Origin of the sequence: Sphingopyxis sp. BE235 (genome assembly GCF_031457175.1) — a bacterium.
In the GTDB taxonomy this organism is placed as follows: Bacteria; Pseudomonadota; Alphaproteobacteria; order Sphingomonadales; family Sphingomonadaceae; genus Sphingopyxis.
Genome location: NZ_JAVDWC010000001.1, coordinates 612,114 through 627,243, shown reverse-complemented (window position 1 = coordinate 627,243; position 15,130 = coordinate 612,114). Strand labels below are relative to the sequence as shown.

Sequence of the window (15,130 nt, the reverse complement as noted above, 5' to 3'; positions counted from 1 at the left end):
TCCTCACCGGGGCGGGCGTTTTCATTTGGAGAGGAAGCGCATGAACGCCGAAGTCATCGTCATCGAGATTATCGGCTGGGCGGCCGCCGCAATCATCCTCGCCGCCTATATCCTGCTGTCGCTCGGCAGGCTCGACGGACGCAGCTATCTCTATCAGTGGATGAATGTCGTCGGCGCCGGCGGCTTCATCGTCAATTCGGGTTATAATGGCGCGATCCCGTCGGCGGTCCTCAACGTCGTTTGGGCCGCGATGGGATTATTCACCCTTTTGAGCGTCTGGCGCGCCCGGCAAGCGGCACGCGCCATCGTCCCTTAGGGCTTGGCCGCCCCGGCATTCCACGCCGCAACTTTCGCGCGCGCGTCGACAAGCATCTTGTCGAGCGCCGCACGATCCTGAACCGTCCCGCGCATCACCACCGTGTCGATGGCGCGCGTCGCGGCGATATCCTCGAGCGGATTCTTCGTCAGCAACACCAGATCGGCGGCCATGCCGGGCTTGATCGCGCCGTAACGATCGAGCTGCCCGAACCATGCCGGGCCAGCGCGCGTCGCCGAGGCGAGCGCCTGCGCCGGGGTCAGCCCCTTCTGCTGGAACAGCTCGATCTCGTCGTGCAGCCCAAAGCCCGGATAATTATAGCTATTGAGGAAACCCGCGTCGGTCCCCGCGATGATCGGCACCCCGGCTTCGGCGAGCATCGGCAGGATCGTCGCGACATCCTCGATCTGCTTGTGGCGCGCGGCGATGGCCGCGGCGTCGGCCTTCGCCGCGCGCTCGATCCGCCAGTCATAGGTCTTGCGCAGCTTGGGCCCGATATAGGCGAGGCCCGCATCCTTCGAATGATCGTCGCGGTCGAGATAGGCGATGATGCGGCTGCCGTTCAGGGTCGGGGTGACGAACACGCCCTTCGCGGCGAAGCGGCGGTAGGCGGCCATCGCGGTGTCGCGGTCGAAACCGGCATCGAGCCGGCGGTTCGCTTCGGCGCGGTCGATGCGCTTCGCGGCGAAATCGGCGGCGATCGCGGCCTCATCCTTCGCCCCGGCGTTATAGGCATAGTCGAGATGCTCGATCGAGCTGATCCCGGCGTCGACCGCCTGATCGACCGTCAGCGCCATCGGGATATGCCCCGACGTGCGCAGCCCAAGCGCCTTGGCCTTGGTCAACGCATAGAGAAACAGCTCGGGTTTCAGCGTGCTGTCGGTAATCTTGACGAAATCGACCTTGTCGCGGTTTTTCAGCCGATCGAGCGCGGCATCGACATCGGCGGTGCTGCCGACCTCGATCGTCCCTTTCCAGACCGGCGCGATCCCCTCGATCTTTGCCCCCGACGTCAGCAGCCGCGGCCCGAACAGGCTGCCCGCCGCAATCTCGCCGCGCCAGGCGAGCACCTGCTCGGGCAGATCTCCCGAACAGTCGCGGATCGTCGTGATGCCGTTCGCGACATAGAGCGGCAGCAAAGCCTTATTCTCTTCGATCAGCTCGGGCCCGCCACCGAAATGGACGTGCATGTCCCACAGGCCGGGGATCAGATAGCCTCCCTTGCCCTCGATCGTCCGCGCCGCGTGCCAGTCCTTTGCGATGACCGCATCGGCGCCGACCGCGACGATATCGCCGCCCTTCAGCACCACCGCCTGCCCAGCGATCGTCTTCGCCGCCTCGACATCGACGATCGTCACATGGCGGATGACGACATCGCCCTGTTTCGGCGCGGCGAACGCCGGCGGAGCAAAAGCGAGCAGAGCGGGGACAAGAGCGGAAAGCAGATATTTCATGGCAGCGACCTTTTTCGAATAGGCGTCCCTTAACCCCATCGGCGGCGAGATCAAGCGACCCAGACGCCCGCGTCCCTATGCCATTCCTCGATCGATTTTTCGGGATAGAGATCGAACGCCGCATCGTCGGGCCCGATGCCGGGTTCGACCCAATCCGCCTTATATTTGAGCATCAGATGGACGCGCGACGGCGGCACCGGCGAATCGATCGCGCTCGCAAAGGGATGGATGAGGTCGGGCCAAGTCGGGTCATAGAGCCACAGCGCCGACCCGCATAAGCGGCAGAACCGTCGTTCGCCGCTCGAAACCTCGCACCGGCCATGCTCGTCATCTTCGATCCGCGCGCGATAGAGGCCCAGATTCTCCTCGCCCTCGACCTTCAGCGACCGCGCGTCCGCACCGAGGTTGATCGCATAGCCCCCGCCACCCTGCTGTTTCCGGCAAATCGAGCAATAGCAAAGCTCGTACGGCACGGGCGTGTGGCTCTGCATCGAAAAGCGTATCGCGCCGCACCGGCACGAGCCTTTGAGTTCGCACGGCATCGGATTTCCTTTCACGCCATCATCGGCGGTAAAGGCGCAACGCGCGATGACAAGGAAGGTTCGTGGTGGGCGCTGACGGGCTCGAACCGCCGACCCTCTCGGTGTAAACGAGATGCTCTACCAACTGAGCTAAGCGCCCCTGATGTCGCCATCAGCGGGACGTGCGCCCTGCCACAAGCCGCCACCGCTGGCAAGCAAGACGCGCGAGTCAGAGCCAGCCGATGCGTTTGAACCGCCAGAAGAGGAGCGCGCAGATCACCGCGATCGTGCCGACGACCATCGGATAACCAAAGGTCCAGCCGAGTTCGGGCATATGTTCGAAATTCATGCCATAGATGCCGGCAATCGCGGTCGGCACGGCCAGGATCGCCGCCCAGGCGGCGAGCTGGCGCGTGATGACGCCCTGGCGCTGCTGTTCGAGCATGCCATTGGTTTCGATCACCGACGCAGCAATATCGCGCAGTCCGGTCAGGCGGAACTCGGCGCGCTGCACATGGTCCCAGATGTCGCGAAAGAAAGGACGCACCGCGGGATCGACATTGGGAAGATCATCGTCGGTCGCGAGCCGGCCGGCGACTTCCTTCATCATCCCGACGAGGCGCTGAAAGCGGATGATCTCGTGCCGCTGCGAATAGAGATGCCGGATTTCGGCGGCGTCGAGCGGCGTGTCCATCACGCTTTCCTCGACCGTCAGCATCCGGTCCTCGATTGCGTCGATAACGGGGAAATAGCCATCGACGATGAAATCGAGCACCGCATAGAGGACATAGTCGGGACCGTGGGCCAGCTTGCCGGGCAAGGTTTCGAGCCGTGCGCGGATGTCGGTGTGCGTGCGCGCCGACCCGTGACGGACGCTGACGAAGAAATGAGGGCCGAGGAAAAAGGCGGTTTCGCCCGGATGGATCATATCGGCGTCGAGGTTGGCGGTGCGGGTCACCACGAACAGCTGGTCGCCATAGGCCTCGACTTTCGGCAGCTGGTTCGCCTTCAGCGCATCCTCGACCGCGAGCGGATGGAGGCCAAAGCGTTTCGCGATGCCTTCGAGTTCGCCCGGCGTCGGCTCGTAAAGGCCAAGCCAGAAGAAATCGCCATTGTCGCAATCTTCGGGAATCGCTTCGTCGGGGCCGATGTCGCGGACAAGCTTGCCGTCATGATAAACGCGGGCGGCCATAATCGGCATCGGCAGAAAACTCCATTGAAGTGGGCGCTTACATAGTGCGCCCCGCGATGAAGGGAAATGGCCCGGTTTCGGAGCTAGATATACCGGCTGTCGTACGCCCATTGCAGCAGCGCCTGCCGCTGTTTCGGCCGGCAAAACGGATCGCCCGGTTCGCAATGCTTGCGCACTTGCGCGGCGTGGCGCCGGAACGCGCGCCACCGCGCGATCTGGCGATGGTCCTCGCCCGGCATCCGCCGCCCCGAATAATAGCGGCAATACCATTGGAACCAGCCGCGCGGGTCGTCGGGGTGGATCCACCCTTTCTGGACCCAGATATGCAGCGGAACACTCGCGCGGATGCCGAAATAGTTGAGCGAACAGTCCGCCCGTTCGGGTGAAAGCTTCGCCTTCCTGAACCAACTGGCCGGGAATTCGGCGGTGCAGTCGGTCATATATTTGCCGCAGAACACCCCGAGTTCCAGCATCTCGGCGGGCGTGAGTTCGGGTTCGAAACCGGGATCGAACGCTTTGCCCATCGGGGCCGTGCGCCTGTAGCGATACCCCTGCTGCATCCGGTCGTTCACGACCACTTCGACGGCGTCTTTCATGGCCGGAAGTTAGCCGGGCCGATCGGCGCGGGCCATGCCCATTCTTCGCCTATTCCTCGAGCGCCTCGAAATAACGGCCGAGCGCGTCTGAGGCACCTTCGGCGAGCGCGATGAAGATGCGGCGGCCATCGTGCGGGTCGTCTTCGCGCAGGAACAGGCCCGCATCGGTCATCGTCTTGATCCAGCGCAGCGCCGTCGTCGCGGGGACCGCGGCGGCGATGCACAGGCTCGACACCGACACCGGCTGGCGCTCGAGCCACGCGGCATAGAGATCGAGCAACATGTCCCATGCCGGATCGGCGAACAGGTCGGCGGGGAAATATTGCTCGCGCATCCGCCGCTGGCGCAGCATCCGCCGCACCGCCTTGGCGCGCTGCCGGTCGAGCGTGCGCTCTTCGGGAACGAAGCTGCGCGGCATCGCGGTAAAGTCGCGCGCCGGTGCGCGGACCTGTCCTGCATAGTCGGCCAGATCCTCAGCCCGCGATGCAAAGCCCATGGGCGTACCGGGAAGACCGCCCCTCTGGCCGGCAAGGTCGCCGAGCAGGCGCGAGATGCGCGCGACTTCTTCCTGCAGCCGGTCGATCCGCTCCATCTGATCATTGCGTGCTATGTCATGGAGTACGCCGTGCCGCGTCCGCCTTGCTGCCGCCAGGGCAACGAGCCGGTCGGTCGGATCGGCGTCAACCAGGAACTGAACGTCGAGCGCCGCCGGAATAGCCGCCGCGGCCCGATCAAGCGCGACCAGCGTGGTTTCGCATATGAGGTTGCAGCCCCGCTCGGCCGCCGCCGCGCATATGTCGCCCAGCGTTTCGCCTTCGATCGTCTCCGCGGCGGCGAGCCAGATAATGTCCAGTGTCGCCGTTTTCCGGATATAGTCCGCCGCCCGCAATGGAGGGAGCGTTCTGACGAGGCGCACTTCGGCGAGCGAAGCCGCGTCGGGCCAATCGGCCGCTGACCCCACGAACAAAAGCGGCGACGCAATACTGTCGGGGATTGATCCGCCGATCGTCTCGGGCGGCCCGGCCTGTCCTGCACCAAAACCGCCTGGCGCGATTGCCAATGAATCCAGCCTCTGCATCTCTTGGCCCATCATGCTACCTGTCCCCCCATCGCTCCATCCTGGCGTAAGCATGCCGTCATTTCGGCGACATTCACCTTTTGTTCGCTCCCGTTTGCCGCCAATCCGGACCCAAGCTTGATATTGGTATGAGTCGGTGCGCGTGGGCCGTTGGAGAATAGGTCCATTTTGGATATGGTTTGTTCCTATCGTCAATCCTTAATTCACCCTTGCCAAGCCGTCCCCATCGAGTCAGGCGGGATCCGATGGTTTCAGCCCCCTCCTCGCTCGCGCGGCTGCGCTGGCGGCGGCGCTTCCGGTCGCTGCTCGCGCTGCTGCTGCTCGCCGGGCTCGCGTTCGTCGCATGGGTGTGGTTGCCGACACCCGCGCTGACCGTGCCGCTCGTCCAGGTGATCGACGGCGACAGCCTGACGGTGCGGCAGGACGACGCGCCGCTGACGATCCGCCTGACCGGCATCGACGCGGTCGAATATCGGCAGGATTGCGCGCGCGGCGCAACGCGCTGGCCCTGCGGGCGCGACGCACGCACCGCGCTCGAAAAACTCGCGGGCCGCGGGCCGCTCCATTGCGAGGTCGCGGCAAAGGATCGTTACGATCGCACGCTCGCCGCGTGCCGCACCGCCGCCTTCCCCGACGGCATCGATCTCGGCGCCGAAATGACGCGGCTCGGATGGGCGGTGGCAACCAGCGACGCCTATATGGTCGAAGAAGCCGAGGCGCAGGCGAAACGGCGGGGCATCTGGCAGGGCGACTTTGTCCGTCCCGAAAACTGGCGCGCGACGCACGAGCGCTCCACCACCGCACTGACCCCGCCCGACGCCTAGAAATGGCCCGCTATGCCTCGCGCCCGTTTCGGGCTAGGGCGGGCGCATGAACAGCCTGTTTCCCGTCATGATCGGCGGCGCGATCGGCGCCGGGGTCCGCCATCTGGTCGGCCAGGCGATACTCGCGCGGTTCGGCCCGGCCTTCCCGTGGGGGACGCTGTCGATCAATATCGTCGGCAGCCTGCTGATGGGCCTGCTCGTCGGCTGGCTGGCGCGCAGCGGTGGCGGCGACACGACACGGCTGTTCGTCGGCGTCGGGATTCTCGGCGGCTTCACTACCTTCTCCTCTTTCAGCATGGAATATTGGATGCTTTTCGAACGCGGTCAAAACGCCCAGGCGGCCGCCTATGTCCTTGCATCGGTGATCGGCGCGATCGCCGCCTGCGGGCTCGGCCTCTTCATCGTGCGGCAGGTGCCCGCATGAGCGACGCCAAAGCCAATCTCGACGGCGCCACCATCGCCGAGGAAGACGACGGCATCCGGCTCGACCGCTGGTTCAAGCGCCACCGCGAAGGAACGCCGCACGCACTGCTCGCGCGCTGGGCACGCTCGGGACAGCTGACGCTCGACGGCAAAAAGGCCGATGTGTCGGACCGGATCGCGACCGGGCAGAAACTCGTCATGCCGACACCGCCGGTCGAGACTGCGGCGCGTCCGGCGCGCAAGGGTCGTCCGCTGACCGATGCCGATATCGAGCTGGCGACCGGGATGCTCATCCACCGCGATGCCAGTGCGATCGTGCTCAACAAGCTTCCCGGGCTCGCAACGCAGGGCGGCACCAAGACCGAGCAGCATGTCGACGGCCTGCTCGACGCGCTGAAATTCGATGGCCCGACGCGCCCCAAGCTCGTCCACCGGCTCGACAAGGACACGTCGGGCGCGCTCCTCGTTGCGCGGACGCCGAAGGCCGCGGCCTATTTCGCCAAGAGCTTTTCGAACCGCAGCGCGAAGAAGACCTATTGGGCGCTGATCGTCGGCGTTCCCGACATCCCGCAGGGCGAGATCGACCTGCCGCTCGCCAAGCAGCCGGGGTCGGGCGGCGAGAAAATGCACGTCCATGACAGCGGCCTCGCATCGAAGACGCGCTATCGCGTCATCGAGCGCGCGGGCAACAGCGCGGCGTGGGTCGAACTGCAGCCGCTGACCGGGCGCACGCACCAGCTGCGCGTCCATATGGCGGCGATCGGCCATCCGATCGTCGGCGACGGCAAATATGGCGGCAAGGGTGCGTTCCTGACCGGCACGATCAGCCGCAAGATGCACCTCCACAGTCGCCGCCTGCGCATCGACCACCCCGACGGCGGCGCGATCGATATCAGCGCCGAGGTGCCCGAGCATTTCGCAGCGAGCCTCGACGCGCTCGGTTTCGACCTGCTGCTCGGCGAGGTCGGGATCGACCCGGCCGAAAAAGGCCCGCCGCCCAAATCGGCGCTGAAGGCGCAGGCGAAGGCGCACAGCAAGCAGATCCGCAAGGCGCGGCGCGGCGAGCGGCGCGGCCGGACCGCCGAGAGCAAACCGACCGATTTCGTCGGCAAGCCGAAGCCCAAGGCGAAGGCGAAACCGGGCAAGCCCGGCAAGCCGGCGCCCGGGAAACCCGCGGGCAAGAAGCCAAGCGCCAAGAAGCATCCGGCGCGCCCGCCCAAAGCGAGCTGATGCACCCGAACGCCGCCTTCCGCCCGCGGCAGGAGGATCTCGCCGAATTGCTCGTGCGCGAGATCGGTTTTGCCGCGATCTTTGCGAGCACCCCCGACGGGCCGCGCGTCGCGCATGCGCCAGTGGTGCTGAGCGACGACCGGGCGACGCTGCAATTCCACCTCGCGCGCGGCAACGCGCTCACCCGCCATTTGGGCGGCGCGAACGCGCTGGCGGTCGTGCAGGGCCCCGATGCCTATGTCAGCGCGAGCTGGTACGCCGACGCCGATCAGGTGCCGACGTGGAATTATGTCGCGATCGAGATGGAAGGCGTGGCGCGCAAACTCGACGACGCCGAACTGGTCGCGCAGCTCGACGCGCTGTCCGCGGCACATGAAGCGCGCGCCGGCGCGAACCCGCCCTGGACGCGCGACAAGATGAACCCGGCGCTGTTCAGCAAGATGACCGGCGCCATTACCGGCTTCGAAATGCGGATCGCGGCGTGGCGCCCGACGATCAAACTGTCGCAGAACAAGTCCGCCGCGGAACGCGGGCGCGTGATCGAGGGCGTCGAGGCGACCGGCCATGGCGCGCTCGCGCAGTTGATGCGCCACCTTGGCGGCGATAGGGAGGGTGCATGACCCAAGCCGACGACGCACTCGCCAAAAAACGTTTCTTTGCGATCTCCGCGATGCGCCTGATGGGCGCCGCCTTCGCGATGATCGGTTTCATCCTGATCAGCGGCGGTTTCACGCTCGCGGGCCAGCCGACCGACCGCTGGATCGGCGCCGCGATCGTGCTGGTCGGCGCGTTCGATTTCGCGGTCATGCCGCTGCTGCTCGCGCGCCGCTGGCGTTCGCCCAAAAACCCGTGAAGCGCTTCTGGAAAGAGGTCGCCGTCGCCCCCGAGGACGGCGGCTGGGGCATCGCGCTCGACGGCCGGCCGGTGCGCACGCCGCAGCGCGCGCCGCTCGCCGTCGCAAGCGCCGCACTCGCCGAAGCGATCGCCGCCGAATGGCGCAACGTGGGCGAGACGATCGATCCTGCGCATATGCCGATGACCGGCATCGCCAACGCCGCGATCGACCTGGCGACACCCGACCTCGCCGCCTTCGCCGCGCCGGTCGCCGCTTATGCCGAGAGCGACCTCTTCTGCTATCGCGACGCGCGCGATGCCGCGCTGCAGGCCGAGCAGGCGGCGGCATGGAACCCGCTGCTCGCCTGGGCCGAGGCACGCTACGGCATCGAATTCGCGCTGACGCAGGGCGTGCTGCCGGTCGACCAGCCCGAGGCGACGGTTGCGGTGTTGCAGGGCGCCGTGCTGGCGCAGGACGCGTGGCGGATCACCGCTTTGACGCCGCTGGTGACGATCGGCGGATCGCTCGTCGCGGGCCTCGCCTTGCTCGAAAACGTGTTCGACGCCGACGCCTTATGGGAGACCGTGAGCCTCGACGAGCTCTATCAGGAACGCCGCTGGGGCGCGGACAGCGAAGCGCAAAAAGCACGCGCCATCCACAAACGCGACTGGGACAATGCGGCGCGGTTTCTAAATCTGGTTTAACCCCCAAAATCCGTTCGCATCGAGCGAAGTCGAGATGCCTCGCGGCTTGGCGTCATCTCGATGGGTGTCTCGACTTCGCTCGACACGAACGGAGATCGGGCGTCGACTCAATCCACGAAGTTCGGCTTCCGCTTCTGCATCCCCGCCATCACCGCTTCCATCTGGTTCGGGGTGCGGATGACCTTCACCTGCTCGTCGCTTTCGGCCTGCAGGATTTCGGCATCGCTCGCATCAGCAAGCATATTGCAGAGCCGCTTCGCACCGCGGATCGCGTGCGGGTTCTTGTCGGCGATCACTTGGGCGAGTTCCATCGCTTTCGCGAGCGGATCGTCCGACACATGCGTCGCGAAGCCCAGCAGCTTCGCTTCCGAGCCGTTGAATTCGCGGTTGGTATAGATCATCTCGCGAAGCACATCGTCGGCGACCTGCGTGCGCCACAGCGCCATGCCGGCGACATCGGGGACAAGGCCCCAACGCATCTCCATGATCGCGATGCGCGTGTCGGGGTGGACGATACGGATGTCGGCCGCGGCCATGATCTGGCTCCCCGCGCCGAACGCGACGCCATGAACCGCCGCGATCACTGGCACCGGGATTTCGCGCCAGCCCCACGCGGCGTATTGGGCATTGTTCGCGATCCCACGTGTCCGGTCGGACAGGCTGCCGCCCGCGCTGCTCGCGCCCGGATCACGATCGTTGCTGAGGCTCGAGAGGTCGAGCCCGGCGCAGAAGGCGCGGCCTTCGCCCGAGAGGACGACGACGCGGAGCCCCGCGGTCGCCTTGAGTTGATCGACCGCCTCGGCGAGCGCCTCCCACATTGCGGGGTCGAGCGCATTCATCTTGTCGGCGCGGATCAGCCGGACATCGGCGATCCCGCCTTCGAGTATGGTGATCGAAATACGGTCTTTCACGGGAGAGTCCTTTTCAGCGTGTGAGCGCGGCCTCGACGAGCGGAAGCTGGTCGTTGCCAAAATACATATCGTCCCTATCGACGAAGATCGTCGGCGAACCATAGCCGCCGCGCGCGATGACTTCATCGGTATTCGCGCGCAGCCGCGCCTTGACCGCATCGCTGCCCGCCGCGGCGGCGAGCGCCGCGCCGCCCAGCCCCTCGGCATCGGCGACCGCTGCGAGTACGGCGGGGTCGTCGAGATTTTCCTGCCGGTCGAAATAGCTCGCGAAGGCACCGCGCGCGAAGCGAACGAGCGCCGCCTGATCCGCTTCGAGCGCGCAGCAGAAGCGCATCGCCGCGATGCTTTTCGCCGGGTGCCACTCCGAAGGGAAATTCATCGGCACAGCCGCGAGCCGCGCCCAGTCCTTCAGGATTTTCCAGCTGTGCGTCAGCCGCCGGTTGTCGACCTGTTCGCGCGCCGCATAGACGGCGGGGTTCACCGCATTGAACACCCCGCCGACAAGGATCGGCCGATAGACCGCCGCCGCGCCCGTCCGTTCGAGTACACCCGGCAGGTTATGGAACGCGAGGCAGGTCCACGGCGAAGAAAGGTCGAAGAAAAATTCGACGCGCGCGCTCATCGGATCAGGCCTCCGCCTTTGCCTTTTCCCAATATTGGTCGCGCAGCAGGCGCTTGTAGAGCTTGCCCGTGTCGTGGCGCGGCAGCGCTTCCATGAAATCAATGCGGCGCGGAATCTTCACCCCCGACAATTTCTCGCGCGCATAAGTCAGCAACTCGTCGCGGAAGGCATCGGTCGCGTCGGCCATGTCGGCGGGCTGGATCACCGCGATCACTTCCTCGCCCATTTCGTCGTGCGGGCCGCCCACGACGGCGACGTCGGCGACCTTCGGATGGGTGACGAGGTGGTTCTCGATTTCCTGCGGATAGATGTTCACCCCGCCCGAGATGATCATGAAGCTCTTGCGGTCGGTCAAATAGAGGAAGCCATCTTCATCAACTTTGCCCACATCGCCGAGGGTCGACCAGCCCTTCGAATTGCGGCTCGACGCCGTTTTCTCATTATCCCCATGATATTCGAAGACATTTTCGCTTTCGAAGAACACCGCGCCTTCTTCGTTCGCGCCGAGCTCGGTCTCGTTATCCTCGCCCATGATGTGGATCGCGCCGAGGATCGGGCGGCCGACGCTGCCCTTATGCGTCAGCCAGTCGGCGCTGGAGATGAAGGTCATGCCATTGCCCTCGGAGCCGGCATAATATTCGAACAATACCGGCCCCCACCAGTCGATCATCGCCTGCTTGACCGGCACCGGGCACGGGGCGGCGGCGTGGATCGCAACCTTCAATGAAGAGGTGTCGTAGCGCGTGCGGACGTCGCCCGGCAGCTTGAGCATGCGCACGAAATGCGTCGGGACCCATTGGCTGGCGTTCACGCGATATTTTTCGATGTGCGCCAGCGCGGTCTCGGGATCGAATTTCTTCATCAGCACGACGGTGCCGCCGAGGCGGTGGACGGTCATCGACCAGCGCAGCGGCGCGGCGTGATAGAGCGGCGCCGGGGACAGATAGATGCTGTCGGCGTTGATCTGGAATATCGCCGAGGCGAGCATGACGAGGCTGTTCGTCGCGTCGATCGCGGGATCCTCGGGCAGCGGCACGCGCACCCCCTTGGGCCGGCCGGTGGTGCCCGACGAATAGAGCATGTCGACCCCCGCGCGCTCGTCGGCGACCGGCGTCGCGGGCATCGCGGCGACCGCATCCTCCCAGCTTTCATAACCCGGTATGTCGCCGCCCATCGCGAAGCGCTTGATACCGGTCGTGAGCTGCTGCGCGGCGCCAGCAAGGCTCGCCGATACGACGAGGATCTGCGCGCCCGAATTTTCGAGGATATAGTCGGTCTCGTCCTGCGTCAGCCGCGACGAGATGCAGACATAGCGGAGCCCCGCGCGCTGCGCACCCCAGGTCAGCCCATAATAATGCGGGGTGTTGTCGAGCATGAAGGCGACGACATCCTCATGCCCCAGCCCGTGCGAGCGAAAGAGCTGCGCCGCGCGGTTCGACGCCGCATCGAGTTCGCCATAGCTGATCGCCTCCCCCGTCTCGGCGACGATGATCGCGGCTTTATCGGGATTGGCGCGGGCGTGGACTGAGGGGTGCATCGGGCATCATCTCCGGGAATCGTTGCTTTCTTTATGTCGAAGATCAGTAGCAACCTGAAACTTTCGGTCAAGCAAGCTGGAACCGGTGACAGGTTCGCGATCAAGAAGCGGCAAATTGCGAGGCAGAATTTGTCCAGTTCAACCGATCCTCCCTGCCGCGAAGCGGTGGGGAGGTGGCAGCGCGAAGCGCTGACTGAGGGGCTATGGCGCCAACCTCACGGCCCCTCCACCACCGCTTCGCGGCGGTCCCCCTCCCCATCGCTGCGCGACAGGGAGGATTAATCCGGACGCGACCGCAGCGCGTAACCCATGCCCTTCACCGTGCGCAGCATCGGCCAGTCGAACCCCCGATCGACCTTGGCGCGCAGCCGCGACATGTGCACCTCGACCCGATTGGTGCCGGGATCGAAATCGAGCCGCCACACCGCGCGGAGCAGCGCGCCGCGCGACAGCGGCCGGTCGGGCACGCGCGCAAGGTTCGCAAGCAGATCGAATTCGCGGAGCGGCAGACGGATGATCTGGCCCGCGCGTTCGACGCGCCGGTCGATCAGATCGATGCTGAGTTCTCCCTCGCCGAGCTGCCCGGCGGCGATGCGGCTGCGGCGCAGCAGGCTGGCAACCCGCGCGAGCACTTCGGGGAGATTGTCGGTCCAGCCCACCGCATCGTCGGCGCCCGCGCCGAGCGCGACCATCCGGTCGTCGAGCGAGTCGCGGTCGGACAAGGCGATCAGCGGCCGGCGCCCGGCAATCGACGCCGCCAACCGGACGAACTCGGACGGCTCCTGCCAGTCGAGGAAGGGATTGATAAGCAACAGATTGAAGCAACTGTCGACCCAAGGGCGCAGGTCGCTCACATGCGGTGGCAGGAATTGCACCGCCAAACCCGCGGCCTCGATCGCCGCCCCGAGGACATCGGCCCGTGCAGGCACGGGATGATGGACGGCGACCAGCAACTTCCGGTCGCCTTGCCCGGCAATATCCGATGATGCCATCCGCATCCCCCGTCGTCGACGCAACATCCAGGGTCAGGACCTACCAAATGCGCGTTCGAGGCGTCGAAATGGCGAAGATATCGGGCTCGAGCGGATGCAGCGGGTAGCATCGCTACCCGCAAGGCCGCGCGGGCCTGAGATCGAAGCCATTTCGGCGTCCCTTCGGGATTTGACCGATTTTGCCCATGGCTTCGTCGGCAAGTCTTGGAATATTCTCATATGCCTGCGCCTTGCCTTCTCGCCCTGAGCAAAATCGCTTCAAACCTCGAACGCGCATTTGGTAGATCCTGACCCTAGCGTCCCGCCGCCCCACCGGCATTGCACCGCCTTTCGGCTGTGCTAACCCATGGGTCATGACCAGTATCGAAATGCTTGACGGCGACTTCGCCACCCTGCCCGACCTTGTCCGTGCCCATGCCGCGGAGCGTCCCGATGCCGTAGCGGCTGCCGACGCGCTGCGGCGGCTGAGCTGGTCCGAACTGGATCAATTGACCGACCGAATCGCCGCGCGGTTGCAGCAGGACGGATTCGCGAAAGGCGACCGCACCGCGATCGCCGGCCTCAACAGCGTCGAGCAGATGGCGGTGATCCTCGGCACGCTGCGCGCCGGCGGGGTCGCGGGGCTGGTCACCAACAGCGCGACGGGCGAGCAGATGGCGGCGATGATCGCCGATACCGGCGCGCGCCACCTGTTCCTCGACAGTGCGGCAAAGACGAGCCTCGAAGGCCATGTCATCACCGCGGGCGACCTGATCGCGATGGATGGCAGCGACGCCGGAACACCGCTCGACGCCTGGCTGTCGCTCGCGGGGGCGAAGCCCGCACCGGTCGAGATTCTGCCCGATGACGGCTTCAACATCATTTATTCGTCGGGCACCACCGGCACGCCCAAGGGCATCATCCACAGCCATGCGATGCGCTGGCAGCACATCATCCGTGGCGCCCCCGCTTATGGCCCCAATGCCGTGACAATCCTGTCGACCCCGCTCTATTCGAACACGACGATGGCGAGCTTCATGCCGACCGTCGGGTCGGGCGGGCAGGTCGTCTTGATGAAGAAATTCGACGCGCGCGGCTTCCTTGAGCTCGCGGCGCGCGAGCGCGCGACGAACACGATGCTGGTCCCGGTGCAGTATCGCCGGATCATGGCGCTCGACGATTTCGGCGACTTCGACCTCTCCAGCTTCGTCGTGAAATATTGCACCTCGGCGCCCTTCCCCGCGGCGCTCAAGGCCGATGTGCTCCGGCGCTGGCCGGGCGGGCTCGTCGAGATTTACGGCATGACCGAAGGCGGCGCGGCGTTCATCCTCGAGGCGCATCAATTCCCCGACAAATTGCACACGGTCGGCAAGCCCGCGCCGGGACATATCGCGAAGGTGATCGACGAGGACGGCAACGAGCTGCCGCAAGGATCGGTCGGCGAAGTCGTCGGCCGCAGCCCCGCGATGATGACGGGATATAACAACCGTCCCGACGCGACCAAGGCGATGCATTGGTACGACGCCGAGGGAAATCTCTTCTATCGCCACGGCGACATCGGCCGGATCGACGAGGACGGCTTCCTGACCTTGATGGACCGCGCAAAGGACATGATCATTTCGGGCGGGTTCAACATTTTCCCGAGCGACCTGGAGGCGATATTGATTGCCGATGAGCGCGTCGTCGAAGCGGCGGTGGTCGGCATGCCGAGCGAGGAATGGGGCGAGACGCCCGTCGCGTTCGTCGTGCTGAAGGACGGCGCCGAGGCCGAGGCCGTGCGCGCCGATTGCAACGCCAAGGTCGGCAAGACGCAGCGGTTGAGCGCGATCACGGTCGTCGACGAACTGCCGCGCAGCCCGATCGGCAAGGTGTTGAAACGCGAGTTAAGGGACGCGTACGCGCGGTAGCTTCTGGGC

The 15,130-nt window shown here is 65.5% G+C and carries 17 protein-coding genes and 1 tRNA gene; 8 read left to right on the top strand and 10 right to left on the bottom strand.

All coding sequences use genetic code 11. The features are described from left to right. Positions 1 to 40 precede the first annotated feature (40 nt). Positions 41 to 316 (top strand): hypothetical protein, encoded by a 276-nt coding sequence (locus J2X38_RS02985; protein WP_310251180.1) that lies wholly within the window; start codon positions 41 to 43, stop codon positions 314 to 316. Here J2X38_RS02985 and J2X38_RS02980 read toward each other — a convergent pair. The 6 genes from J2X38_RS02980 to J2X38_RS02955 form a co-directional block, all read right to left on the bottom strand. Beyond that, the gene (locus tag J2X38_RS02980) at positions 313 to 1,770 is read right to left on the bottom strand and encodes an amidohydrolase family protein (RefSeq protein ID WP_310251177.1); all 1,458 of its coding nucleotides are present in this window, start codon (positions 1,768 to 1,770) and stop codon (positions 313 to 315) included. The two genes, J2X38_RS02985 and J2X38_RS02980, sit on opposite strands and share 4 nt — an antisense overlap. Before the next feature lie 50 nt (positions 1,771 to 1,820). After that, on the bottom strand, positions 1,821 to 2,312 hold the full coding sequence (locus J2X38_RS02975; protein ID WP_310251174.1) for a GFA family protein: 492 nt from the start codon (positions 2,310 to 2,312) through the stop codon (positions 1,821 to 1,823). Between the two features lie 63 nt (positions 2,313 to 2,375). Next, a tRNA-Val gene (locus tag J2X38_RS02970) sits at positions 2,376 to 2,451 on the bottom strand. Between the two features lie 69 nt (positions 2,452 to 2,520). Next, positions 2,521 to 3,492 (bottom strand): magnesium and cobalt transport protein CorA, encoded by a 972-nt coding sequence (locus J2X38_RS02965; protein WP_058539139.1) that lies wholly within the window; start codon positions 3,490 to 3,492, stop codon positions 2,521 to 2,523. Between the two features lie 74 nt (positions 3,493 to 3,566). Then, on the bottom strand, positions 3,567 to 4,079 hold the full coding sequence (locus tag J2X38_RS02960; RefSeq protein WP_310251171.1) for a hypothetical protein: 513 nt from the start codon (positions 4,077 to 4,079) through the stop codon (positions 3,567 to 3,569). Between the two features lie 49 nt (positions 4,080 to 4,128). Further along, the gene (locus J2X38_RS02955; protein WP_310251169.1) at positions 4,129 to 5,139 is read right to left on the bottom strand and encodes a MarR family transcriptional regulator; all 1,011 of its coding nucleotides are present in this window, start codon (positions 5,137 to 5,139) and stop codon (positions 4,129 to 4,131) included. Between the two features lie 263 nt (positions 5,140 to 5,402). Here J2X38_RS02955 and J2X38_RS02950 point away from each other — a divergent pair, with 263 nt between their 5' ends. The 6 genes from J2X38_RS02950 to J2X38_RS02925 are packed head-to-tail and all read left to right on the top strand — an operon-like array spanning position 5,403 to position 9,173. Further along, the gene (locus tag J2X38_RS02950) at positions 5,403 to 5,981 is read left to right on the top strand and encodes a thermonuclease family protein (RefSeq protein WP_310251166.1); all 579 of its coding nucleotides are present in this window, start codon (positions 5,403 to 5,405) and stop codon (positions 5,979 to 5,981) included. 46 nt (positions 5,982 to 6,027) lie between these two features. After that, a complete protein-coding gene (gene crcB / locus J2X38_RS02945; protein ID WP_310251163.1) occupies positions 6,028 to 6,405 on the top strand; it encodes a fluoride efflux transporter CrcB in 378 nt (125 codons plus the stop codon). Continuing rightward, positions 6,402 to 7,634 (top strand): RluA family pseudouridine synthase, encoded by a 1,233-nt coding sequence (locus J2X38_RS02940; RefSeq protein WP_310251160.1) that lies wholly within the window; start codon positions 6,402 to 6,404, stop codon positions 7,632 to 7,634. Before crcB ends, J2X38_RS02940 begins: the two co-directional genes overlap by 4 nt. Further along, positions 7,634 to 8,254, top strand: coding sequence for an FMN-binding negative transcriptional regulator (locus tag J2X38_RS02935; RefSeq protein ID WP_310251158.1), 621 nt, complete (start codon positions 7,634 to 7,636; stop codon positions 8,252 to 8,254). Before J2X38_RS02940 ends, J2X38_RS02935 begins: the two co-directional genes overlap by 1 nt. After that, complete coding sequence (locus tag J2X38_RS02930; protein WP_310251155.1) at positions 8,251 to 8,487, top strand: hypothetical protein; 237 nt, start codon at positions 8,251 to 8,253, stop codon at positions 8,485 to 8,487. The genes J2X38_RS02935 and J2X38_RS02930 overlap by 4 nt, the downstream gene beginning before the upstream one ends. After that, positions 8,484 to 9,173: an ATP12 family protein gene (locus J2X38_RS02925; RefSeq protein ID WP_310251152.1), complete on the top strand. Its 690-nt coding sequence runs from the start codon at positions 8,484 to 8,486 to the stop codon at positions 9,171 to 9,173. Before J2X38_RS02930 ends, J2X38_RS02925 begins: the two co-directional genes overlap by 4 nt. A gap of 107 nt (positions 9,174 to 9,280) precedes the next feature. On the opposite strand, the gene J2X38_RS02920 is transcribed toward J2X38_RS02925, so the two are convergent. From J2X38_RS02920 to J2X38_RS02905, 4 genes are all read right to left on the bottom strand, one after another. Continuing rightward, positions 9,281 to 10,084 (bottom strand): crotonase/enoyl-CoA hydratase family protein, encoded by an 804-nt coding sequence (locus J2X38_RS02920; protein ID WP_310251150.1) that lies wholly within the window; start codon positions 10,082 to 10,084, stop codon positions 9,281 to 9,283. A gap of 13 nt (positions 10,085 to 10,097) precedes the next feature. Beyond that, positions 10,098 to 10,706 (bottom strand): 2-hydroxychromene-2-carboxylate isomerase, encoded by a 609-nt coding sequence (locus tag J2X38_RS02915; RefSeq protein WP_310251148.1) that lies wholly within the window; start codon positions 10,704 to 10,706, stop codon positions 10,098 to 10,100. Between the two features lie 4 nt (positions 10,707 to 10,710). After that, the gene (locus tag J2X38_RS02910; RefSeq protein WP_310251145.1) at positions 10,711 to 12,243 is read right to left on the bottom strand and encodes an acyl-CoA synthetase; all 1,533 of its coding nucleotides are present in this window, start codon (positions 12,241 to 12,243) and stop codon (positions 10,711 to 10,713) included. A gap of 278 nt (positions 12,244 to 12,521) precedes the next feature. Next, on the bottom strand, positions 12,522 to 13,235 hold the full coding sequence (locus tag J2X38_RS02905; RefSeq protein WP_310251141.1) for a response regulator transcription factor: 714 nt from the start codon (positions 13,233 to 13,235) through the stop codon (positions 12,522 to 12,524). A gap of 353 nt (positions 13,236 to 13,588) precedes the next feature. Between J2X38_RS02905 and J2X38_RS02900 the strand changes: the two genes are divergently transcribed. Continuing rightward, entirely contained in the window at positions 13,589 to 15,121 is a 1,533-nt protein-coding gene (locus tag J2X38_RS02900) for a class I adenylate-forming enzyme family protein (RefSeq protein WP_310251139.1), read from the top strand. Positions 15,122 to 15,130 lie beyond the last annotated feature (9 nt).